Consider the following 23,017-nt stretch of genomic DNA (forward strand, 5'->3'; position numbering starts at 1 on the left):
TGGCCCGGGGGCCACGGGTGCCTGATCGGGGCGGCGCGGCGCCCGGCCGTTCTTCAGCGACGGCGGGACACGGCGCCCCCGACGGCGCTCAGGTGCTTCTCGACGACCGCCGCGATCTCGGAGAGCGGCCCGGGAGCGGTCATCTCCAGGTGGTGGCAGTCCACGACGTGGTTGTGGACCGTGCCGGTGACGTACGGCTGCCACAGCCCGGCCGGTGAGCCGTGCTCCTGCTCGTCCCGCCCGGCGGTGAAGAACAGCAGGTCACCGTCGTAGGGCCGGGCGGGTGGCTCCGCTCCGATTCCCGCCTCGTTGCGGAAGGTGGCGTACACCGCCCGGAGTGCTTCCTCCTCCAGGCCGGCCAGGGGGGAGCCGGTCCCGTCGAGCGTCCGGGTCACGGCGGCATCGCCGTCGCCGAAGCTCGCGCGGAACGCGTCCAGGGTCGGCGGGCCGTCGCCCAGCACGCCGAGGTCGAGCCCCGCCTCGTGCGTCAGGTGGGTGACGAACTCCGCCTCGCCGGGCACCTCCGGCTCGTCGGCGGACGGTTCCGCGTCCAGGATCGCCAGCAGGGCGACCTCGTGGCCGAGTGTCCGCAGGCGCACCGCGACCTCGTGGGCGATCCGGCCGCCCCAGGACCAGCCGAGCAGGTGGTAGGGGCCGTCCGGCTGGACGGCCCGGATCTCCTCGGCGTAGTCGGCGGCCATCTCCGCGGTGGTGGCGGGCGCCAGGTCGGGGCGGGTGAGGCCGCGGGCCTGGATGCCGTAGACGGGCCGCTCGCCGTCGAGCAGACCGACCAGCCGGGCGTAGGGCCAGGCCAGGCCGCTGGCCGGGTGGATACAGAACAGCGGGGGGAGTGCGCCCGTGCGGCGCAGGGGCACGACGACGCCCAGGCCGGCCGTGCGGTCGTCGGTTCCCAGACGGGCGGCCAGCGCCGCGACCGTGGGCGCTTCGAACAGCAGGCGCACCGGGAGCCGTACGCCCAGGGCCGCGCGCACCCGGGTCGCGAGGTGGGTGGCCAGCAGCGAGTGGCCGCCGAGGTCGAAGAAGTCGTCGTCCACACCGGCCGACGGCACGCCCAGGACCTCCGCGAAGATCTCGCACAGCACCTTCTCGCGCGCGGTGGCGGGGGCGCGCCCGGTGCCGGCGGCGGGCAGGTCCGGCTCCGGCAGTCGTTTACGGTCCACCTTCCCGTTGTCGCTCAGCGGGAGTTCCTCCAGCGGGACGAGCACCGCGGGCACCATCGCGGCCGTGAGGTGGCCGGTGACGGCGGCGCGGACCGTCTCGGGGGCGGCTTCCCCGGTGTAGTGGCCGACCAGCCGGTTGTGCCCGGCGGCGTCGGCGTGGACGGTGACGACGGCGTCCCGGACCCCGGGGGCGGCGCGCAACGCGGCTTCCACCTCGTCGAGTTCGATGCGCTGCCCGCGGATCTTGACCTGGTGGTCGTTGCGGCCGAGGAACTCCAGTTGCCCGTCGGGCCGGTACCGCACCTGGTCGCCGGTCCGGTACAGGCGGGCGCCCGGCTGCCCGGAGAACGGGTCGGGGAGGAAGGCGTCCGCCGTCTTCGCCGCGTCCCCGATGTAGCCGTAGCCGACGCCGGTGCCGCCGACGTACAGCTCGCCCACCGCGCCGAGCGGCACGGGCCGCAGGTCGGGGTCGAGGGCGTAGAGCCGGGTGTTGCGGATGACGCGGCCGATCGGCACCCGCCGGCCGGCCGCGGGCGGGGTGTCGGCGCGCAGCCAGGCGTGGGTGACATCGTCCGAGCACTCGGTGGGGCCGTACGCGTTGACCAGCGGGATGCCGGGGAAGCGGGCGAACCAGCGCACGCACAGGTCGGGGGCGAGTGCCTCGCCGGTGACCATCAGCCAGCGCAGATCCGGCAGCGCGGGGGCGTCACCGGTGATGTCCCACCCGTCCAGGGCGGTGCGCAGCAGTGAGGGCACCACTTCGACGCCGGTGACCCCTTCGGCGACGACCATGGCGAACAGCCGGTCCGGGTCGGCCACCAGGTCGTCGCCGGCGATCCGGGTGCGTCCTCCGACGACGAGCGCGGTGAGCATCTGCCACACCGAGATGTCGAAGCTCAGCGGCGCGTTCTGCAGCACGCTGTCGGACGCGGTGAGGGAGAGGTCCTCGACCTTGGCGAGCAGGTGGTTGTGCATGCCGCGGCGGTGCACCATCGCGCCCTTGGGGCGCCCGGTGGTCCCGGAGGTGAACAGGATGTACGCCACGTCGTCGGGCGTTCCGGCCGGCGGGGCGAGCGCGTCGGGCGCGTCGCGTTCCCCGCCGAGTTCCAGCACCGTCACGTCGCCGCCCGCCGTCGCGGCGAGTGCCCGCGCCGCCGCCGTGTGGGCGGGGTCGCAGAGCAGGGCGCGCGCCCCGCCGCGGGTGATCATGTCGGCGTTGCGGGCGGCGGGGCCCGAGGGGTCCAGCGGCAGGTACGCGGCGCCGGCGCCGAGGATGCCGAGCAGCGCGACGGGCACGGCGGCCGAGCGGTGGGCGAAGACGGCCACCACGGTGCCGGGGCCCACGCCCGCCGCGGCCAGCCGGCGCGACAGCGCGGAGGCCCGGCCCGCGACCGTGGCGTAGTCCAGCTCGCCGTGGTCGTCGGCGAGGGCGATGGCTTCCGGTGTCGCGGCGGCGAGCTGTTGGACGCGGGCCACCACGTCGGTGAGGTCCGTCGGGCGTTCGCTGCGGTTGAACTCCTTCAGCAGCAGGTCGCGTTCGGCCTCGCCCAGGATGTCGAGGTCGCCGAGCCGGAGGGCCGGGTCGGCCGCCACCTGCCGCAGCACCCGGCGCAGGCGCTCGGTGAGGGCGCGCGCGGTGGACGGGTCGAACAGCTCGGTGCTGTAGTCCAGCCGTCCGGTGATCCCGGCGGGCCCCGCCGGGCCGGTGGTGGCGTTCAGCTCGAAGGAGAGGTCGAAGGGGACGGTGGCGGCGCCGACCGGCTCCACGGCGGCGGTCAGGCCCGGGAACTCCACCGCGTCGTCGGCGTTCTCCAGGACGTTCAGCTCGACCTGGAAGAGGGGGTTGCGGCCGGCCGCGCGGGCGGGGTTGACCGCTTCCACCAGCCGCTCGAAGGGCACGTCCTGGTGGGCGTAGGCGGCGAGGTCGGCCTGCCGTACGCGGTGGAGGAGTTCGTCGAAGGTCGGGTCGCCGGAGGTGTCGGTGCGCAGGACCAGGGAGTTCACGAAGAAGCCGACGAGGTCGTCCAGGGCGGCGTCGGCCCGGCCGGCGACCGGTGTGCCGATGGGGATGTCGGTGCCCGCGCCGAGCCGGTGGAGCAGGGCCGCCAGCGCGGCGTGCACCACCATGAACAGGCTGGCCTGCCGCTGGGCGGCCAGGCGGGTGAGGGCCGTGTGCAGTTCGGCGTCCACCGTGAACAGTTCGGCCGCGCCGTGGTTGCCGCTCACGCCGGGGCGTGACTGGTCGGTGGGCAGGGCCAGTTCGTCGGGGAGCCCGGCCAGGGTGGTGGTCCAGTAGGCGAGCTGCCGGGAGACGAGGCTGCCGGGGTCGTCCTCGGAGCCGAGGCGTTCTTGCTGCCAGGCGGCGTAGTCGGCGTACTGGACGGGCAGCGGCTCCCAGTCCGGTGCCGTGTGGCGGGTGCGGGCCGCGTAGGCGCGGGACAGGTCCCGGGTCAGCGGACCCATCGACCAGCCGTCGGCCGCGATGTGGTGGACGACCAGGAGGAGCACCTGGGAGCGCTCGCCCAGGGTGAACAAGGTGGCGCGCAGGGGCGGTTCGACGCGCAGGTCGAAGGGCCGGAACGTCTCGGTGACCAGCTCGGCCGCCAGGTCCGACTCGGTGACCGGCCGTACCGCGAGCGCGGGGGTGGCCGTGTGGGCGGGCAGCACCAGCTGGTGCGGCTCGGCGTCGCGCTCGGGGTAGACGGTGCGGAGCACCTCGTGCCGCTCCACGACGTCCGCCAGGGCGTGCCGCAACGCCTCCCGGTCGAGTTCGCCGTCCAGCCGCAGGGCCAGCGGGATCTTGTACGGGGAGTGCTCGGGGTCCATCGTGTCCAGGAACCACAGGCGGCGCTGGCCGGAGGAAGCCGGTGTGCCGGCGTCACGGGGCCTCGGGCGCAGGGCGGGGCCGGTGCCGCGCGCCGCGCCGAGTTCTCCGGCGAGAGCGGCCACGGTCGGGGCGTCGAAGACGGCACGGACGGGGAGTTCGGCGTCGAGGACGGTGCGGACGCGTGAGGTGAGCCGCATGGCGAGCAGCGAGTTGCCGCCCAGGTCGAAGAAGCTGTCGTCGATGCCGATGCGTTCGCCGCCGAGGATCTCGGTGAACAGCCCGCACAGTTTCTCTTCGAGGGGGGTACGCGGTGCCCGGCTGGAGGCGAGGCCGGACAGTTCGGGTGCCGGCAGGGCGGCCCGGTCCAGCTTGCCGTTGGGGGTCAGGGGGAGCTGGTCCACGACCACCACGGCGACGGGGACCATGTAGTCGGGGAGCCGCTCGGCGGCGTACCGGCGCAGGGCCTCGCCGTACGCGCCGGCGCGCGTCGTGGGGGCCACGTCCGCGTCCTTGGCCGGCACCACGTAGGCGACGAGCTGTTTGCCGCCGGCCGCGCTCTCGCGGGCCAGCACGGTGGCCTGCGCGACGGAGTCCCGCTGCTGGAGCACGGCCTCGATCTCGCCCAGCTCCACGCGGAAGCCGCGGATCTTCACCTGTTCGTCGGCGCGGCCGACGTACTGGAGTTTCCCGTCCGGCAGCCAGCGCATGAGGTCGCCGGTGCGGTACATCCGCTCGCCCCGGCCGAACGGGCAGGGGAGGTAGCGGTCGGCGGTCAGTCCGGGGCGGCCCAGGTAGCCGCGGGAGACGCCGGCGCCCGCGATGTACAGCTCGCCGACGACGCCGACGGGGGTGGGCGCGTAGTCGGCGTCCAGGACGTAGGCGCGGCCGTTCCACACGGGGCGGCCGGTGTTCTGGCCGGTGGTGCCGCGCAGCCGCTGCGGGCTGGTGGCGTCGGCGGTGCATTCGGTGGGGCCGTAGCAGTTGTACGTCTCCAGGCCGGGCACCGCGTCGATCTCGGCGAGGAGCGCCTCGGGGATCGCCTCGCCGCCCATGACCAGGATGGCGGGGTGGCGGCCCCGCAGGAGCCCGGCGAGCAGCAGCTGTTCGGCGAAGGAGGGGGTGACGTCCACGATGTCGATGCGCTGCTCGTCGACGAAGCGCACGAAGGCCGCCGGGTCGTAGCGGCACACGTCGTCGACCAGGTGCAGTTCGTGGCCGTCGAGCATCCACAGGGTGCCGGCGACCCACGCGTCGAAGGAGATCGACGACGACAGGGCCATCCGCAGCCGGTCGGCTCCGGCCCGCCGGGCGGCGGGGCGGAAGTACTCCTCGCGGTGGTTGTGGAAGAGGTTGACGATGTTGCGGTGCTCGATCACCACGCCTTTGGGGACGCCGGTGGAGCCGGAGGTGTAGATGACGTACGCGGCGTCCGCCGGGTGCAGCGGGGCGGTGCGCTCCGCGTCGGTGAGGTTCGTGGCCGGCCGGGCGGCGGTCTCGGCGATGACGGCGGGGTCGTCGAGGAGGAGCGTCGCGGTGCCCTCGGGGAGCCGTGCCGCGTCCTCGCCGGTGGTGACGACCAGCACGGGTGCCGAGTCGGTCACCAGGTGGGTGATGCGGGAGGCCGGGTATTCGGGGTCGATGGGCACGTACGCGGCGCCGGTCTTGACGATGGCGAGGACGGCGGGCATCAGCCGGGGCGAGTGGCGCAGCGACAGGCCCACGAGCCGGCCGGCTCCGGCGCCGTGGGCGACGAGCACCCGGGCCAGCCTGTTGGCCCGTTCGTTCAGCTCGGCGAAGGTCAGGGCCGTGCCGTCGGAGACGGTGGCCACCGCGTCCGGTGTGCGGGCCGCCTGCTCCTCGAACAGCTCGGGCAGGGTGACCGGGGGCACCGGGTGCGCGGTGTCGTTCCACTCGGTCAGGAGGCGTGCGCGCTCGGCCGGGCCCAGGAGGTCGACCGCGCTCAGGGGCTGGTCCGGGTCGTCCGCGAAGGCGGTGAGCAGCCGCACCACCCAGTCCAGGAGCCGGTCCGCGGTGGCGTCGTCGAGCACCGCGCTCTGGTGGTCCAGGCGCAGCCGCAGGTCGGGGCCCGGCAGGACGGTCAGCCCGAGCGGGTAGTGCGTCGCGTCGATGTCGTACGCGTCGGTGACCCTGGGCCCGGTGTCCGCCCCGGCCGAGCGGGCGGGGTAGTTCTGGAACACCATGAGGGTGTCGAAGAGCGGTCCGCCGCCGGCGAGCTGCTGGATCTCGGTGAGCCCCAGGCTGTTGTGGGCGAGGAGCCCGGCCTGCTCGTTCTGCAGGCCGTTCATCATCTCCGCGAGCGGTGCGCGGGAGGACACGCGCAGCCGCGCCGGCACCGTGTTGATCAGCAGCCCGGTGATCCGGTCCACGCCGGGGATCTCGGCCGGGCGGACCGAGACGGTGGTGCCGAACACCACGTCGTCCCTGCCGGTGAGGCGGGACAGGGCCAGTGCCCACGCCCCCTGGACGACGGTGTTCAGGGTGAGCAGGCGGCCGCGGGCGCGGGCGGTGAGCGCCGCCGTCCGCTGCTCCCCGAGTGCCGCTTCCACGGTGCGGGGCGGCCCCGTCACCCGGCCGGCGGCGTCCGGGGCGATCAGGGTGGGCCCGTCGAGTCCGGCGAGCGCCTCCCGCCACGCCTCGCGTGCCGTGGCCCGGTCCTGGGCGGCCAGCCACTCCAGGTAGCTCTTGTAGGGGACGACGGGCGGGAGCCCGGTGCTGTCCCCGTGCTGCCGGTAGAGGGTGAGCAGCTCGTCCACCAGGAGCGGGATCGACCAGCCGTCGAGCAGGATGTGGTGGTGCGTCATCACCAGCCGGCAGCGCTCGGGGCTGTGCCGGATCAGGGTGAACCGCAGCAGCGGCGGCTTGGCCAGGTCGAACGGGACGGCCTGGTCGGCCGCCATGATGCGGGCGAGTTCGGCCTCGCGGGCGTCGTCGGCGAGCGCGGACAGGTCGTGCTCGTACAGCGGGACGTCCACCGCGGCGGGTATCAGCTGGGCGGGTGTGCCCTGCTTCTTGCTCATGCGGAAGCAGGCGCGGAGGATGGCGTGGCGCCGCGTCAAGGCCGCGATCGCTTCCCGCAGGGTCGCCGTGTCGACGTGCCCTTCGAGTTCGATCACCATCTGCGGCATGTAGAGGCCGACGGCCTGATCGTCGTACAGCGAGAGGAAGAGCATCCCCTCCTGTAACGGCGACAGGGGCAGGATGTCGTCCAGTCGCCCGCTGTCAGAACTCATTGGCCCACTCCCCCGCGAGGTCGTCCATGTCTTCTTGGCTGAGCGCGAGCGGACCCGTGCCGGACTGCTCGTTCGTGCCGGATCCGGTGGCCGGCGCCCGGTGGTCCGCCACCGGCTCCAGGAGTTCGGCGAGGGCCTCGGCCCGCTGCCGCGCGAACACGTCCTTCGGGGCGAGCACCCAGCCCGCCTCGCGGACCCGGGCCACGAGCCGGATGGCGAGCACGCTGTCCCCGCCCAGGTCGAAGAACGCGTCGTCGGCACCGACCCGGTCGATGCCGAGCACCTCGGCGAACAGCTCGCACAGCAGCTCCTCGCGTGCGGTGCGCGGTGCGCGCGAGGAGGGCGCGCCGGTCGGCCCGGGCGCAGGGAGGCTGCCCCGGTCCAGCTTTCCGTTGCGGTTGAGCGGCAGCGCGTCGAGCAGGACGACCGCGCTGGGCACCAGGTAGCCCGGCAGCCGTTCGGCCAGGTACCGGCGCAGTGCCGCCGGGTCGGTGGCGGCGCCTTCGGCCGGTACGGCGTAGGCCACCAGGCGTTTGGCGCCCGGCTGGTCCTCCCGGGCCACGGCCACGCTGTCCGCGACGTCCGGGTGTGTCTCCAGGGCCGCTTCGACCTCGCCGGGTTCGACGCGGAACCCGCGGATCTTGACCTGCTGGTCGGCCCGGCCCAGGAACTCCAGCTCGCCGTCGGGACGCCACCGGACGAGGTCGCCGGTGCGGTACATGCGCGCACCCGGCTCGCCGAACGGGCAGGGCAGGAACCGCTCGGCGGTGAGCCCGGGCTGCCGCAGGTACCCGCGGGCGAGTCCGGCGCCCGCGATGAACAGCTCGCCCTCCTCCCCGAGGGGCACGGGGCGCAGGTCCGCGTCGAGGACGTAGACCTGGGTGTTGACCACGGGCCGGCCGATCGGCGGCACCTGGACGCCGGCGGTGACCTCCGCGGCCACGGCGTCCACGGTGGCCTCGGTGGGCCCGTAGGCGTTGAACATCCGCCGCCCGGGGGCCCATTGGGACACCACCTTGCCGGGCAGCACGTCACCGGCGGTGGCGATGGTCCGCAGCGTGCGGTACTCGGCGGGCGGCAGGGCCGCGAGCACCTGCGGCGGGATGGTCACGTGGGTGACGCCTGCCCGGTCGACGAGCGTGCCGAGGTCGTGTCCGGACAGGCAGTCCGCCGGGCGGATGATCAGGGCCGCGCCCGAGCACAGCGCCATCAGCAGGTCACCGACGGAGCAGTCGAAGTTGAACGACGCGAACTGCAGTACGCCGTCCCCCTCGGTGATGCCGAACCGCTCGATGTGGTCCGCCGCCAGGCTGGCCAGGCCCGTGTGCGTGACGACCACGCCCTTGGGCAGGCCGGTGGAGCCGGAGGTGTGGATGACGTAGGCGGCGTGCTGGGGCCGGAGCGCGGTGGTCCGCTCCGCGTCGCGCACGTCGTGCCGCGGCCGGTCCGCCACCGACGCGGCGACCTCCGGCGCGTCCACCGTGAGGCGCGCGGTCCCTTCCGGCAGCTTCGGTGCGACGGCCTCGGTGGTGAGGGTCAGCACCGGCGCCGCGGAGGTGTACAACGCCGTGATGCGGGCGGCCGGGTACTCGGTGTCGACCGGGACCCAGGCCGCGCCGGACTTGGCCACGGCGAGGAGGGCGACCAGCGTCCCGGCCGACCGGGGCAGGGCCACGGCCACCAGGTCCTCCGGCCCGGCTCCCCGTGCCATCACCTCCCGGGCCAACTGGTTGGCCCGGGCGTTCAGTTCCCGGTACGTCAAGACCTCACGGTCGTGCACCACGGCCACCCGGTCGGGTGTGCGCCGGGCCTGTGCCTCCACCAGCTCGGGAAGCGTCTTGACCAGCCCGTCCCTGGCGGTGTCGTTCCACACTTCCCACATCGCCCGGGACTCGGTGGCGAGCAGCGGATTCATATCGGTCCATCTCCCCCGTCGTCGGATGGCCGCCGGGCGCCTGTCCTCGGACAGCGCTCACCACCGGGCGGCCCAGCGTGCCGCCGCCTCAGCGGACGGCGGGTGCGGCGTTCACCGAAGCGCCGCGCACCATTCCAGGACGGACATCGCCGCGTACATCTTGTTCTCCGCCTGGTCGAAGGCCAGGCTGCGCGGGCCGTCCAGGACCTCGGCGGTGACGTCCTCGCCGCGGTGCGCCGGCAGGTCGTGCAGGAAGACGGCGTCGGGGCTCTTGTCCCACAGCGCCGCCGTCACCTGGAACGGCGCGAAGACCGCACGCCAGTCGGGGTCGGCCTTGCTGGTGCCCGTGGTCTGCCACCGCGTGGTGTAGATGACGTCGAAGCCGACCGGGGGGCTCTCCATGGAGTGCAGCTCTTCGATCCGCGCACCGCTGGTCTTCGCGTACTCCCGTGCCTGCCGCAGCACCGCGCCGTCCAGGCCGTAGCCGGGCGGGGTGCGCAGTTCCAGCTCCACGTCGCGGAACCGGCTCAGGGTCAGCGCCAGCGCGGCGGCGGTGTTGTTGCCCTCGCCGAGGTAGCACACGCGCAGGCCCTCGATCCGGCCGAAGTGGCGGAGCATCGTGGTCAGATCGGCGATCGCCTGGGTGGGGTGTTCGTCGGCGGTCATCGCGTTGACCACGGACATCCGCCCCTGGGCGGCGAGGGTCCGCAGTTCGGCCGGGTCGCCGGCGGTGCGCACCACCAGCAGGTCCAGCATCCGGGACAGCACCTCGACGGTGTCCTCCAGGGTTTCGCCCGTGTTCGTCTGGAGGTCTCCGGGGCCGAAGGAGATGAGTTTCGCTCCGAGCCGCAGGGCGGCGGAAGAGAAGGACACGCGGGTCCGCGTGGACGTCTTCAGGAAATAGACGCCGGCGACGAGGCCCGCCAGTTGGTCACCGGAGCGGACCGCGCCACGGGAGAATTCGGCGCCCCTTTCGACCAGGGCGCGCAGTTCGGAGTCGGTCAGGTCCTTGGTGGAAATCAGGTGTCGCACCGAGGCGTTGCTCACTGTCTACCTTTCACGACGCGCCGGTGGTGTGTTCCGGCCCGTCATTTCAGTTCACCGTCGCTGCCCGGGAGCCCGGCCGGCCGCTGTAGCGGTGCGGGGCTCACGGCGCGACGTCAGGTGGCCGACGCGGTGCGGCGCAGACTGGCCGGCCGCATGTCCGTCCACACGCTGTCGATGTGGGTCAGACACTCCTGCTTGGCGCCCTCGAAGCCCTCGGCACGCCATCCCGCCGGGAGGTCGCCGCCCACGGGCCAGACGGAGTACTGCTCTTCCTCGTTGATCACCACGAGATAGCGTCGGTCGTCACTCACTAGCTCCCCCAAAACCGGATAAAACCCTCGCCAGACCCCGTGCGGGAGCCCTTGGCGGGAAACCGCTCCGTGGCCCGGTCGAGCCCGGCACCGGCCATGCGCCGGTGCACCGGCTCGCCGGTGACGTATACGTTCGAAGAGACAGCGGCAGGGACATACGGGTGCAACCGGCCGCTCCGACACAGATGTTGTCGTGGCCCCAGGTTGCCATTGAGTTACGTCCTACGAATATGACACAGGTCACACATCCACCTCCCGGGCACCCGAGGGGCTGTTTTAGGACGACTGTTCAACTGTCCAACCGACAACCGGCGTTGATGGGCCGATGACCTGCCCCTTACCGTCGGCCGGGGTCACTCCCAGGCCACCCGGCGGTCCCGGCAGGGGTGGGTCAGCGTGCCTCGGACAGAGGCCGGAAGGGGCAGCTCCAGTCGGATTCGGCCGCCCGCCCCGAGTACTGGCGCGCCTCCGACACATCACCGAACTCGCCCAGGTTCGGATTGATCGACCCCTGCAGCCGAAGCTCGCGCTCGCGGATCCGGCGCTGGAGCCCGCCGTACACGCCGTTCTCCTTCAACCGCTCGAACTGGTGGTGCGAGTTGAAGGCGAGGGCGGTGAACGGGGAGCGGCGGGTGATCCGCGAGGACCGCTCGTGCATGCCGACGACGAAGAACGGATGACCCGCGATGCTGTAGGCGAAGCGCGGCGAGTCCGGGTCCCGGTCGGCCTCCGGCGCCCACGCGTAACGCTGCCCGTCCAGCTCGTGCAACTGCGCGAGCTGCCGCCACAGGACGGACTCGAATTGTTCCTCGGTGAGGCCCTCGGGACCGGTGAAGACCGCGATGAAGGTGGCGAAGTTCTCGTCCGGGGTCAGCGCGTCCGCGACGTACCGCTCCAGCTCCCGGTGCAACGCCACCGTGGTGTCCGGCTCCCCGAGGCCGCCCAGGACCGCATAGGTGATCAGGTCCCTGCGTAACGCGGCCTTGCCCGCCAGGCAACTGAAGCCGTCGCCTTTGATCCACTCCTCGACCGATGAACGGACCTCTGCATTCCGGTCGTTGAGATACTCGGACACGCCAATCTCCCCCCGCGACGGAGCGCTGATGATGTATTCGGCCATGCTGTGCGCACATCACCACGACCCCCGCCGCGCGCACTCCTCGTGATGCGACGGGGCGAAATCGGTCGGGTGGACAAATACCGGCAACAGGTGCGCACATAGCATCAGTTGGGCCGAAGAGGACCCACGTACCGTCGCACTTCCCTCCCAGGAGACCCACATGAGACTTCTCGTCTCTCCCGAAGCCCATGAACTCGGGCTTCACCACTGCCGGGCGTGGCGGCTCACCGCGGCCGCGCCGCTGCTCGACGGGGACGGCCTGACCGCCGAGCGGGTGGCCGCCGCCTACGACGCAGAGGCACCGCTTCCGGAGGGGTACCGCAAGCTCCTCGCCGGTCTCGGCCACCCCGACGTCGTCCCGGCCGGCGAGCGGCTGCGCGGCGTGCTCGCCACGCGCGGCTGGCGCTCGCACGGGCCGATGGTGGACGCGGTGAGCGTGGCCACCCTGCGCCACGGGGCGGGCATCGGCCTGCACCGGCTGCTCCCGGCCGACGCGGAACGGAACCTGGTCGTGGGCCGGGCCTCGGGCGACGAACGCATCGTCCCCGCCTTCTCCACCCGCTCGCGCCCCATTCCGGCCGGCGACCTCGTCTACGGAGTGCCCGGCCGGGACGATGAGCTGGAGCCGTTCGCCTGGCTGGGCCGCCGCGACTGCGACTCCGCCGGGCGCCAGCTCGGCGCGGCCGACCGCGAGGGGCTGCTCGTCGTCCTCGGCTGCCCCGGCGAGGGCGCGGACCACACCGAGGCCATCGGCGAGACGATCACCGAGATCCTGCGGGAGGTGCGCCCCGACATCACCCTCGTCCCGCTGCCCGGTCAGGCGGACGCCCGGGGCGGCACCGACGGCGAGCCGTCCGGGGCCTGAGATCCGCCCTCGCGACCACCGCCGCCGCTGCCCGGCCCCGGAGCGGGGCGCGCCGGCGGCGGTGGTGCGTCGTGATCCGGCCACTCTTCGGCCGGTCCGCCGGTGCGCGTCGCACTGATCTTGCGCGCCCGTAGGGCGGTGCCTAGGATCCCAACCGTCGTACGCGGCCGTGGCGAAGACGGCCGATCAGCCTGAGGACTCTGGCCGGTGTGGGCCAGGGACACGCCGAGGACTTCGGCGGAGAGCGGCGACGTCCGGACCTCTGACCGGCGCCGGTGGCATGCGTCACCCGCGCGCGCTTGTGCATGGGTGGCCCGTTCCGGGCCGGCGGAACGCCGTGCTCCTCGATCGCCCGCGTCAGTCACCCGCGCGTGAGCCGGCCGCCGCCGCGGGATCCGCCGAGCGCCCCGCTGACCCCCCTCGTCGCATCCCCCTCACTTCCGGACGCCCCGCCACGCGACGGTGCCCACGGCAGATCTGAAGGAGCAGTGTGTTCAAGGACTTGATCCCGCCTCCCGGCCCGCCACGCGGGCTGGCCCTCGCCCAGCTGATATGCCGGCTGGGTGACGGGGCCTACAACATCTGTGCCGCGCTGTTCTTCACCCGCATCGTCGGACTCTCCCCGCTGCAGATGAGCCTCGGCCTCACCATCGGCTGGTCGGCGGCGCTCGTCCTGAGCGTTCCGCTGGGACATCTGGCCGACCGGGCCGGCCCGCGGGGTACCGCCGTCGCGCTGTTCGGGTGCGCGGCCCTGGCCCTCGTCTCCTTCGTCTTCGTCACCTCCTTCCTGCCGTTCGTCCTCGCGTCGTGCGTATACGGGGTGAGCCAGCGCGGCGGCTCGGCGGCCGAGCAGGCCATGCTCGCCGGTCTGGTGCCGAAGGACCAGGTCACGCGGGTGCGCGCGTTCATCCAGTCCAGCTACAACGCGGGCATGACGATCGGTGCCGGTATCGGCGGCCTGGTGCTGCTCTTCGACAGCCGGCAGGCGTACTACGCGGCGTTCGTGCTGAACGCCATCGCCTTCCTGATCGCCGCCGGCATCCTCGCCCGGCTCCCCGCCGTGGCCCCCGTGCCCGCCGGCAGCCGGTCCGCGGAGGGCAAGCCGGCGGACAGGTCGGTCTTCCGTGACGGCCCGTACGTCCTGATCAGCGTGCTCAACACCTTCCTGCTGCTGTACGTACCGCTGATCGCCGTCGCCCTGCCGCTCTGGATCAGCGAGCACACGTCGGCTCCGGTGTCGCTGCTGTCGGTGATGCTGATGCTGAACACCGTGGTGGTGGCGCTCTTCCAGGTCCGGGTCTCCGCGGGCGTCAAGGACCTCACCAGCGCCATCCGGTATCTGATCCTGGGCAGCCTCCTGCTGGCCGGCGCGTGCGTCGCGTTCGCCTTCTCCGGTGTACCGGATTCCGCCTGGGCCGCCGGGATCGTCCTCGTCGCCGGCGCGGGCCTGATGGTCGTGGGCGAGATGATGCAGGCCACCGGCGAATGGGAAGTCAGCTTCGGCCTGGCCCCGGCCGGCAAGACGGGCCAGTACCAGGCGTTCTTCGGCAACGGCATCACCGTCGCCGAAATGCTCGGCCCGCTGGTCCTCACGGGCCTGATCGTCTACTGGGGAGCCCCCGGGTGGATCCTGCTGGGCGCGATGTTCGTCGTCGTCTCCTTCGCGATGGCACCGGCGATCCGCTGGGGCGGGCGGGTACGGGACGAACGCGAGCGCTTGGCGCTGGACGCCATGGGGGAAGAGACGGTTCCGAATCCGTAGGGGCGCCCGCAGGGCACCGGCCGCCGCAGGCGGCCAAGACGGCCCGCAGGCCGAAGGATCCGCCGGCCAGGCGAGAGGCCCGATTGAACGTGTTCAAAAATAGGTCTACAGTCATGGACATCAGGTTTTGAACACGTTCAAGAAGGGGTTGGGGACGTGGATCTCACCGTCGTCGCGTACGTCATCTATCTGCTGGGCAGCGTGGGGCTCACGATCTGGGTGGCGCGCACGCTCAGCCGCAACGGGCGGGTCTTCCTCGCCGACGTGCTGCACGGGAACGAGAAGCTCGCGGACGCCGTGAACCACCTGCTGGTGGTCGGCTTCTACCTGGTGAACCTGGGGTTCATCGCGCTGTACCTGCAGGACGACACCACGATCACCGATGCCCGGGGGGTGTTCGAGGCGCTGTCGCAGAAGCTCGGCGTCGTCCTGCTCGTGCTCGGGGTCATGCACCTCGGCAATGTGTTCGCGCTGAACAAGTTCCGCCGCCGCGGAATCATGGAGCGGGAGCAGAACCCGCCGGTCCAGCCGCAGGCGTACCTGGGCGAGCCCGGCACCTGGGCCGCGCCGCCGACCGGGGCCTGAACCGATGCGCGACCTCGCCACTCCCGCCGGCCGGGGCGCGTGCGCCCCGGTCCGCCGGTTCACCGTGCTGTACGACGCGCGGTGCCCCCTCTGTGTCTTCGTGCGCGACTGGCTGACGCGGCAGCGCCAGCTCGTACCGCTCGATCTGGTCCCGGCCGGGTCGGACGAGGCCCGGCACCGCTTCCCCCGGCTCGACCACGCCGCCACCCTCGAGGAGATCACGGTGGTCGGTGACGGCGGGCAGATCTACCGGGGCGCGGGCGCCTGGGTGGTGTGTCTGTGGGCTCTCGCCGAGCACCGGCCGCTGGCGCACCGTTTCAGTACCCCGACCGGACTCCGCTGCGCGCGGGGCGCGCTGCTGGCCGCGGCGAAATACCACGGCGCGCAGTGGCGCCGGCCCCGCCCGGTCCCGTCCGGGAACGGCTGGGTGTACGACCCGGTGGGCGAGTGGACGTACGTCTCGGCGCCGCCGGCCTGCAACACGGGCGGGGCGGGGACTTGACCCGGTCGACGGATCACCGGCCTGTGGCCGGTGGTGCCGCCTACGGCGGCGAGCGCCCCGCGGGCGCGTCCTCAAACGCCCGACGGGCCGAAGTTGCTGAGGTCAGCCACATCAGCCCGCCGGCGACCGGGTCACCCCCTCCGCCGGACACGGCCTAGGCTCTGACCGTGCCAGCAGAGAACGAGCCCCGACCGGCCAAGAGCGAGCAGACCCGTGCCTTGATCCTGGAAACCGCGATGAGGCTGTTCCAGGAGCGGGGTTACGACAAGACCACGATGCGGGCCATCGCCAAGGAGGCCGGAGTCTCCGTCGGTAACGCCTACTACTACTTCGCCGGCAAGGAACACCTGATCCAGGGGTTCTACGACCGGATCGCCGCCGAACACCAGGCGGCGGTACGCGACGTGCTGGACCGGGAGACCGATCTGGAGGCACGGCTCGCGGGGGTGCTGGGCGTGTGGCTGGACATTGCCGCGCCGTACCACGAGTTCGCGGCGCAGTTCTTCAAGAACGCCGCCGACCCGGAGAGCCCCCTCAGCCCCTTCTCCCCCGAGTCCGAGCACGCCCGTGAGGCGGCCATCGACGTGCACCGCGAGGTGCTGGCGGGTTCCAGGGCGAAGGTGCCGGCCGAACTCGCCGAGGTGCTGCCCGAGCTGATGTGGCTCTCGCAGATGGGGCTCGTCCTGTACTGGGTCTTCGACCGCTCCCCCGGCCGTGAGCGCAGCCGGAAGCTGGCCGCCCGGGGGGCGCGGCTGACCACGCGCGGCGTGTCGCTGGCCCGCTTCCGGGTGCTGCGGCCGCTCGTCCACGAGGTCCACGAGCTGTTCACGGACTTCCTCCCGGGGATGGCCCGGACGGTCGCCTCCCGGCAGCGGACGAAGGGCTAGCGGCCCGCGCGAGGGCCCCCTATACAGTGGGGCGAATCAGCCGAGTTCGATGTATGGGGGCCGAGACATGGGGCTGTTCGGGAACGCGCACACCGTCGATCCGGTGTCGGCGCAGCAGGAGTACGCGCGGCTGCTGGGGCACGGCGAGCAGGTACACGCCGCCTATCTGCTGATCCGCGACACCATGCTGTTCACCGACCGTCGGCTGATCCTGGTCGACAAGCAGGGGATCACCGGTAAGAAGGTGGAGTACCACTCCATTCCGTACCGGAGCATCACGCACTTCGCGGTGGAGACCGCCGGTCACTTCGATCTCGACGCGGAGCTGAAGATCTGGCTCTCCGGCAGCCCCACCGCGATTCAGAAGACCTTCACCAAGGGGGTCGACATCTACGAGGTGCAGGCCATCCTGACGCAGTTCGTGGCGCGGTAGCCGGGCGGCCGGCGGGCCGCCCGGCGTACCGCCGGGCTCAGCGCCGGCGCCAGGCCGCGTTCCGTTGGAGGTACGCGGCGATGTCGGCCATGTCGTTCAGGATGCCCAGCAGGCCCTTGACGTCGCGCGCCGAGGCGCCGTTCATGCCGACGAAGAACACGTCGTAGTGTCCCGGGCGCGTCTGGAGGTATCCGGCGAGGGCGTCCCCGCCCACGGCCACGCGGTTGTTCAGTTCGTCGCCGCCCGCGAAGGTGCCCGGCTTGGCGAAGACCTTGCCCCGGGCGGGGCAGCGCCGGCAGTTGTCCGCGAGCGAGCCGTCGACGCCCAGGACGGGCAGCGCCTCGCGGAAGCGCCGGGCTTCGCGGGTGTGCTGCCAGTACGTCAGGATCTGGGCGAGGGCGCGGGGCGTGGCGCGGTCGTTGGGGTTGCCGCCCCGGCCGTCGGCCAGTTGCACCGCCGCGCGGTCGACGTGTGCGCGCCCCAGGAACTTCGCGAGTACGGGGAACCCGTCCTGGCAGTCGGTGCTTCCCGCGTGGACGGCCATCAGACAGATCCCGAGGTTGGCCCCGAGATTGTGGCTGACCTTGAAGATGAGTTCGGCGTACTCCTCGTACCGGGGTGAGATGTAGCGGGCCACCGCGGGCGCGCCCCGGTAGGAGTGCGGCAGCCTGGCCGCCGGGTTGGGGCCCGTGGTCTTCGCCCGGACCTCGACGCCCGCCCGTCGCAGTGCCTCGATCAGGGCGGTGCGGCCGAAGGCGTTCGGGTCCTTGACGCCCGATACGCGCAGCACCGGGGCGGAGCCGGCGGCGATCGTGCCGGACAGCCGGATGCGGGTGCCGTCGGCGGAGGTCCGCACCGTGATGGCGGTGGGTTTGTCCGGCGCCACCGTCCTGACGGTGGACGTCACGCGGTAGGGCGCGACCTTGGGCCGCCAGTCGAGGCGGGCGCGCTGACCGGCGCGGCGTGCGGTGGTCAGCAGGTCGATGACGTTGTCGTTGACGATCAGCGGGGTGGGCGTCGGGTCGAGCGTGGCGTCGGGGCGGAAGAGCCGGGGGTCGACGACCACGTCACCGGTGACGTGCCGGATGCCCGAGGCGCGTACCTGCCGGGCCAGACGGTCGATGCCGGCCAGCGGGTTCTGCGGCGTGAGGGTCGCGCCGGGAACGTCGTTGGCGTAGGTGTGGTCGACGTGGGTGTAGGCGACGGTGCCGTTGGCGCGCGTACGGCCCCCGAGGGTCAGATCGCCCTGGGCGATCAGGGCCAGATCGCCCTTGAGGGTCGGCCCCCGGCGCTTGCCGACGGCTCGCATCGGGGTGACGAAGCGGTGGGAGCCGCCGAGGGTGCGCCAGGTGCCGCTGACGCTGAAGAGCTTGGCGGTGGAGCCGGGGATGAAGAACTGGTCGGCGTTGTGGGCGTGGGTCACCTCGCCGTTCTCCGGGTTCTGTTGGAACAGCCCCCACCGGGCGTGCCGGTAGGCGGGCTTGTCCATGATCGAGGCGATGCGGGGGTCGAGGTCGCCGTGTTTGCCCGACGGGGCGGGCGTCGCCTGGGCGAGGCCGGTGGCGGTGATGCTGCCGGCCAGCAGGAGACCCAGGGTCTGCAGGACGCGCCGTCGGCTCCGGCGTCGCGTGGGGGTTGGTGACATACGGACTCCACCGGTGGTGTGAGAATGCGCAAGGGCCCGAAATGGGCGCTTTGAGGCTATTGCTCGTGCGCACCGGAAGGAGGTGGCGCGGCGGCCGTATCCCCCGGACGCCCCAACTCCACGGCCGGGGCGGGGCCGGAGCGGCCCGTGTCGGGGCCGGACCGCCGTCCGGCCTACCCGCCGTGCGGCTTCGCGCGGACGTGCATGCGCTCACCCTGGGGACCGAACAGGCTGAGGACCTCCACCGGCCCCTCCCCCGTGCTGCCGAACCAGTGCGGCAGCCGGGTGTCGAACTCCGCGACCTCGCCCGTCGTGAGCACGGTGTCGTGGTCGGCGAGCACCAGCCGCAGCTTCCCGCTGAGCACATAGAGCCACTCGTAGCCCTCGTGTGTGCGCGGTTCGGGGGTGCTGCGGGCGGCGGCGATGACCATCTTGAACGCCTGGAGCCCACCGGGCTGCCGGGTCAGCGGCACCACGGTGGAATCACCGCGCCGGATCGGCTTCAGCCGCACGCGCGGGTCGCCGACGGGCGGCGCGCCGACCAGCTCGTCCAGGGGCACCTGATGGGCGTGCGCGATCGGCAGCAGCAACTCCAGGCTCGGCTTCCGCAGCCCGGACTCCAGCCGGGACAGCGTACTGACCGAGATCCCGGTGGTCTTCGACAGCGACGCCAGGGTGCAGTCACGCTGCCGGCGGATGTGTTTGAGCCGCGCTCCGACGGCGGCCAGCACGTCTTCCATTCCCCTATTGCAGGAATGGCAACAAGGTTTGTCAATCGCGCGGCCCGGGGCGCAAGGTCGGCGCCAGGACGTGACCGAGAAAGAGCCGAGGGAGTGCGAACGATGGACCACAAGGACTTCGACTGGGCCGCGATGGCCGATCTGCTGGAACTCGAGGGCGAGACGCACAGCCCCTACGTGCGCCAGGCCCTGGAGGAGCTGGGGGACCTCGCGCCCCGGCGGATCCTGGACATCGGCAGCGGCCCGGGGGTCGCCACCTGCCGGCTGGCCGCGCGGTTCCCGCAGGCCGAGGTGACGGCCGTGGACGGCTCGCCGGAGCTGCTGGCCCGCGCCCGCGAACGGGCCGGGCGGCTCGGCGTCGGACTGCGGACCCGCGTGGCCGAGTTCCCGGCGGGCCTCGACGACATGGGCCCGGCGGACCTGGTGTGGTCGGGGCAGGTCGTGCATCACGTCGGCGACCAGCAGAACGCGCTGGACCGGCTGGCCGCACTCCTGGAGCCCGGCGGTGTGCTGGCCATCGTCGAAGGCGGACTGCCCGCCCGGCAATTCCCGCGCGACCTGGGCTTCGGCCGCCCCGGATTGCAGGCCCGGCTGGACGCGGTGACGGCCGACCGGTTCAACCGCATGCGCCACGAGCTGCCCGGGTCGGTGGCGGTGGTCGAGGACTGGCCCGGCATGCTGCGGGCCGCCGGGCTCGTGGAGGTCCGCAGCAAGACGTTCCTCGTCGACCACCCCGCCCCCCTGGCCGCCGGCCCGCGCCGCGCGGTGCGCACCACGTTGGAGCGGCAGCGCCAGGTCCTCGGCGAACTCTTGGACGCCGAGGACCTGGCGACGCTGGACCGGCTCCTCGACCCCGCCGACCCTGCGGGCGTCGACCACCGCCCCGACCTGTTCCTGCTGACCGCGAAGACGGTCCACTTCGGGCAGCGCGCCCATTAGGCAAGCGTTGTTGTGAACGCCGGACGGGCAGGCGGCAAGGACGGCCGGCTACCGCGTGAGCGAACACCTCGCGGAGGCCGTCTTGGAGGGATCGCTCTCCGAGCGAGCGGTGAGGGTGACGCCGCCCTCGCGGTCGGCGCCCGGTTTCGCGATCACGGCCACCCCGACAGGAACCGTGGTGCCGGAGGCCGCCCCGGCGACCCGGTGGGGAAGCCAGGCGGACCAGCCGCGCCCGGAGGCCGTGGCCGACAACCGGTAGATGTCCTGGGCGGCCGCGCCCCCGCCGGTGTTGGCGAGGTCGAAGACGCACATGGCCCGGCCGTTCACGGGCCCGCCCGGCGCCGTGCCCCGGCCGAGCGCGAGCCCGCGCGGCTGCGGGCCGGCGCCGTCCAACGACCTCACGCCGATGTCGTAGGAGAGCACCCCGGACGCGTCGCGCCGCACGTCGAGGATGTAGAAGTGCAGCCGGTTGGCCTGGTCGACGTACTCGTACGAGCTGCCGGAGTCGGCGCCCGCGTGGAAGAGCGCGTCGCTGAGCTGCCGGTAGTCGCCCATGGTGATCTTCTGCGGGGTGCCGTCGGGGCGCCGGAAGTCCACCAGGCCGATGTCCTCGGGGTGCGCGTCGACCGCCCAGACGAACGGGGCCCGGTCCGCGTTCTTGGTCTTGCTCAGCAGCACCCCGCTGTCCGGCGTGAAGGAGTCCATGCCCATGCGGTCGACGACCTCGACGGTGTAGTTCTCGTAGCCGCCCCCGTCGCACAGCGGGTCCGTGGCGCGGTCGCAGGCCGGGGAGAGATCGCGGCCCATGGTGATGTTGACGCCGGCGAGTCCCTTCTCGCCGGGCGGCGCGGAGCGCGCGGTGACGCGGGCGACGACCGGGCCGGAGTGCTTCAGGGCGTCGCGGTCCAGGCGCAGGACGTTCTTCGCGTCGACGATGCCGAGTTTGAGCTTGTCGCGCAGGACGTGCTGGGCGCCCATCGAGCCGCCGGCGGCGGCGGGCACCTGCCAGCGGGTGTGCGGGCCGCCGGGGCCGTTGAAGGAGCCGCGCGAGAGCATGCCCCAGATGCCGGTGTAGGAGCGGCTCAGGGGCGTGCCGTAGGGGTTGTTGTAGTTGTCGCCGATGCCCAGGATGTGGCTGAGTTCATGGGCGAACGTGGCCATGCCGGAGCTCTCGGCCTGGGTGGAGGAGCCGTCGGCCGCGTTGGGCCAGATGCGGGCGGCCGCCTGCCAGGACGTCCACGGCACGTAGCGGGTCCTGGCCGCGTTGCCGCCGCCCGGGATCGGAGACGGCGGTCCCCAGGCGGCGGGCACGTCCTTCGGAGCCGCGAACCGCATCTGCCCGAACTCCTGCCAGGCGGAGGACTCGTCGACGCCGGCGGTGAGGTAGAAGACGAAGTCGAAGTCGTCGGCGCGGTCGGCGCCCACGTCGGCGACCCAGGTGCGTTTGCCGTCGGCGCGGATGTCCTTGCCGCAGGTGTCGCCGACCGGGCAGGCGCCGGGGTTCATCCCGGGCTCGATGCCGTACTGGTAGGACTTCCACGGCATGCGGTACACGCCGAAGGCGGTCAGTTCGACGCCGACGCGGCCGCCGGAGTCCTCCATCCAGTACTCGTTGATGGTGTGCCCGTGGTTGAGCGTGCCGGGCTTGTTGAGGAAGTCCTCGTAGAACTTCGGCACCCGCGTGCGGGGGATGCCGGAGGCGGCGGGCAGCGGATTGCCGAAGATGGTGGACCCGGGCGGCCTGCTGACCGAGAACTCCTCATCGGGGTAGTCCAGGAGCACCAGCGCGCCCTTGAAGGTGCGCTTCGTGGGCTTGACGTCCGGGTCGGCCCAGTCGGTGCCGGGCACCGGGCGGTACTCGGCCCAGGTCATGTCGTCGGGGTTGCGCCAGCGTTGCGGGTCGACCGGCTGGACGAGGGGGCCGCGGGACGGGCGCGCCCGGGATCCGGTGTCGGGTATCGCCCGCGCGGGCCCGGCGGCGACAGCGGCCAGGGCCCCGAGGAGCAGGGCGACAACGCTCAGTCTGCGTAAGCGACGTATCCGTCGTGACCGGCGGACGTGTCTGCGGCGGAGGAACAAGACTCACCTCTTGTCTGGTCGTGACTGGACGCGGAGATGGCAAGCCGTTCGATGGGGTACCCCACCGCGGTCAAGGTAGAGCTGAGGAAGACGTGACGCCAGAGTCCCCGCGTGACGTTTGTGGGGGACGGGGAAGGGCCCCGGCCGGTTCTCCCGGCCGGGGCCCTTCGTCGTCTCGTGCCCGTGGGGCGGTGCGGGTGGCGGCAGCGTCCGGCACCCGTGGGCGCGTCAGAGCGCCGGCGGCGCTCCGAGCAGGGCCGACGCCGTCTCGAGCGGGGTCGGGGCGACGGCGGGCGCCGGGGCGGGGACGTCGCTGCAGGTGAAGCCGAGGCGGGTGAGCGCCCGGGTGACCTCTCCGGCGGTGAAGTCGCGGCGGTCCTGCCGGGTGATCACTTCGCCGACCTGCTTGACGGGGTAGGTGCGGCGGCCGATGGTCACGGACGGCCCCGTGACGGGTTCGGGCTTGATGCCCTTCATCGAATGCTCGACCTCACTCTTGACCAGGTCGAAGGGGAAGCGGGCGATGACGCAGCGCATAGTGCCTCAACAGGGTGGGAGGAAAGACCGGTGGCGGATGCGGACCGGGAGGGGTTCAGGCGGCGTTCCGGGGCGGGGTGCGGCGCTGGGCCGTGCCGCCGGACCGTTCCCGCACGGAAGCGGAGGCGGCGGAGCGGCGGGCCTGGGCGGGCCGGCTGCGCTGGCCCCGCGCCGAGGAACCACGCTTGGGGCGCTCGGCGGCCGGTGCGGAGATGGTGACGGGGACACCCGAGGGGGCCTTGGCACCGGTGATGCGGGTCAGTTCGGCCTCGCCCGACCGCACCTGGGTGGTGTGGGGGGTGATGCCGGCGTCGGCCATGAGGCGGGTCATGTCGCGGCGTTGGTTGGGCAGGACGAGGGTGACGACGCTGCCGGATTCTCCGGCGCGGGC

At 72.7% G+C, this 23,017-nt stretch carries 16 protein-coding genes and 1 pseudogene; 7 read left to right on the forward strand and 10 right to left on the reverse strand.

The genetic code is table 11. The features are described from left to right. Positions 1-53: 53 nt before the first annotated feature. The 5 genes from ACZ6MA_RS29180 to gntA all read right to left on the reverse strand — a co-directional run bounded on the left by ACZ6MA_RS29180 (position 54) and on the right by gntA (position 11,607). Entirely contained in the window at positions 54-7,259 is a 7,206-nt protein-coding gene (locus tag ACZ6MA_RS29180; protein ID WP_469437333.1) for an amino acid adenylation domain-containing protein, read from the reverse strand. After that, positions 7,249-9,174 (reverse strand): non-ribosomal peptide synthetase, encoded by a 1,926-nt coding sequence (locus tag ACZ6MA_RS29185; protein ID WP_469437335.1) that lies wholly within the window; start codon positions 9,172-9,174, stop codon positions 7,249-7,251. Before ACZ6MA_RS29185 ends, ACZ6MA_RS29180 begins: the two co-directional genes overlap by 11 nt. A gap of 111 nt (positions 9,175-9,285) precedes the next feature. Then, positions 9,286-10,221, reverse strand: coding sequence for an ornithine carbamoyltransferase (locus tag ACZ6MA_RS29190; RefSeq protein ID WP_469437337.1), 936 nt, complete (start codon positions 10,219-10,221; stop codon positions 9,286-9,288). 113 nt (positions 10,222-10,334) lie between these two features. Beyond that, positions 10,335-10,532 (reverse strand): MbtH family protein, encoded by a 198-nt coding sequence (locus ACZ6MA_RS29195; RefSeq protein ID WP_469437339.1) that lies wholly within the window; start codon positions 10,530-10,532, stop codon positions 10,335-10,337. Positions 10,533-10,923: 391 nt separating this feature from the next. Then, positions 10,924-11,607 carry a guanitoxin biosynthesis heme-dependent pre-guanitoxin N-hydroxylase GntA gene (gntA, locus tag ACZ6MA_RS29200; protein WP_469437340.1) on the reverse strand — a complete coding sequence of 228 codons (684 nt, stop codon included), beginning with the start codon at positions 11,605-11,607 and terminating at the stop codon, positions 10,924-10,926. A gap of 205 nt (positions 11,608-11,812) precedes the next feature. Here gntA and ACZ6MA_RS29205 point away from each other — a divergent pair, with 205 nt between their 5' ends. From ACZ6MA_RS29205 to ACZ6MA_RS29230, 6 genes are all read left to right on the forward strand, one after another. Beyond that, entirely contained in the window at positions 11,813-12,517 is a 705-nt protein-coding gene (locus tag ACZ6MA_RS29205) for a hypothetical protein (protein ID WP_469437341.1), read from the forward strand. Between the two features lie 490 nt (positions 12,518-13,007). Beyond that, positions 13,008-14,279, forward strand: a complete 1,272-nt coding sequence (locus ACZ6MA_RS29210) for an MFS transporter (RefSeq protein ID WP_469437343.1) — start codon at positions 13,008-13,010, stop codon at positions 14,277-14,279. A 156-nt stretch (positions 14,280-14,435) separates the two neighbouring features. Beyond that, positions 14,436-14,864 carry a hypothetical protein gene (locus ACZ6MA_RS29215; protein ID WP_469437345.1) on the forward strand — a complete coding sequence of 143 codons (429 nt, stop codon included), beginning with the start codon at positions 14,436-14,438 and terminating at the stop codon, positions 14,862-14,864. A 4-nt stretch (positions 14,865-14,868) separates the two neighbouring features. After that, on the forward strand, positions 14,869-15,366 hold the full coding sequence (locus ACZ6MA_RS29220; RefSeq protein WP_469437347.1) for a thiol-disulfide oxidoreductase DCC family protein: 498 nt from the start codon (positions 14,869-14,871) through the stop codon (positions 15,364-15,366). Between the two features lie 236 nt (positions 15,367-15,602). Then, complete coding sequence (locus ACZ6MA_RS29225; RefSeq protein WP_469437372.1) at positions 15,603-16,253, forward strand: TetR family transcriptional regulator; 651 nt, start codon at positions 15,603-15,605, stop codon at positions 16,251-16,253. A gap of 67 nt (positions 16,254-16,320) precedes the next feature. Next, entirely contained in the window at positions 16,321-16,686 is a 366-nt protein-coding gene (locus ACZ6MA_RS29230; RefSeq protein WP_469437349.1) for a PH domain-containing protein, read from the forward strand. A 37-nt stretch (positions 16,687-16,723) separates the two neighbouring features. On the opposite strand, the gene dacB is transcribed toward ACZ6MA_RS29230, so the two are convergent. Both dacB and ACZ6MA_RS29240 read right to left on the reverse strand, forming a co-directional pair. Then, positions 16,724-18,331: a D-alanyl-D-alanine carboxypeptidase/D-alanyl-D-alanine endopeptidase gene (gene dacB, locus ACZ6MA_RS29235; RefSeq protein WP_469437350.1), complete on the reverse strand. Its 1,608-nt coding sequence runs from the start codon at positions 18,329-18,331 to the stop codon at positions 16,724-16,726. A 173-nt stretch (positions 18,332-18,504) separates the two neighbouring features. Continuing rightward, on the reverse strand, positions 18,505-19,071 hold the full coding sequence (locus tag ACZ6MA_RS29240) for a helix-turn-helix domain-containing protein (protein WP_469437352.1): 567 nt from the start codon (positions 19,069-19,071) through the stop codon (positions 18,505-18,507). Between the two features lie 102 nt (positions 19,072-19,173). On the opposite strand from ACZ6MA_RS29240, the gene ACZ6MA_RS29245 reads away from it, so the two are divergent. After that, complete coding sequence (locus ACZ6MA_RS29245; protein ID WP_469437353.1) at positions 19,174-20,010, forward strand: class I SAM-dependent methyltransferase; 837 nt, start codon at positions 19,174-19,176, stop codon at positions 20,008-20,010. A gap of 48 nt (positions 20,011-20,058) precedes the next feature. Here the strand turns inward: ACZ6MA_RS29245 and ACZ6MA_RS29250 are convergent, their stop codons facing one another. The 3 genes and pseudogenes from ACZ6MA_RS29250 to ACZ6MA_RS29260 form a co-directional block, all read right to left on the reverse strand. Next, positions 20,059-21,882, reverse strand: a complete 1,824-nt coding sequence (locus ACZ6MA_RS29250) for a M6 family metalloprotease domain-containing protein (protein WP_469437354.1) — start codon at positions 21,880-21,882, stop codon at positions 20,059-20,061. A gap of 435 nt (positions 21,883-22,317) precedes the next feature. Beyond that, on the reverse strand, positions 22,318-22,626 hold the full coding sequence (locus ACZ6MA_RS29255; RefSeq protein WP_469437356.1) for an SCO5918 family protein: 309 nt from the start codon (positions 22,624-22,626) through the stop codon (positions 22,318-22,320). A gap of 55 nt (positions 22,627-22,681) precedes the next feature. Then, positions 22,682-23,017 (reverse strand): annotated as a pseudogene (locus ACZ6MA_RS29260) (DEAD/DEAH box helicase); the annotation flags it as partial.

It is taken from the genome of Streptomyces sp. NPDC042259 (assembly GCF_055582085.1).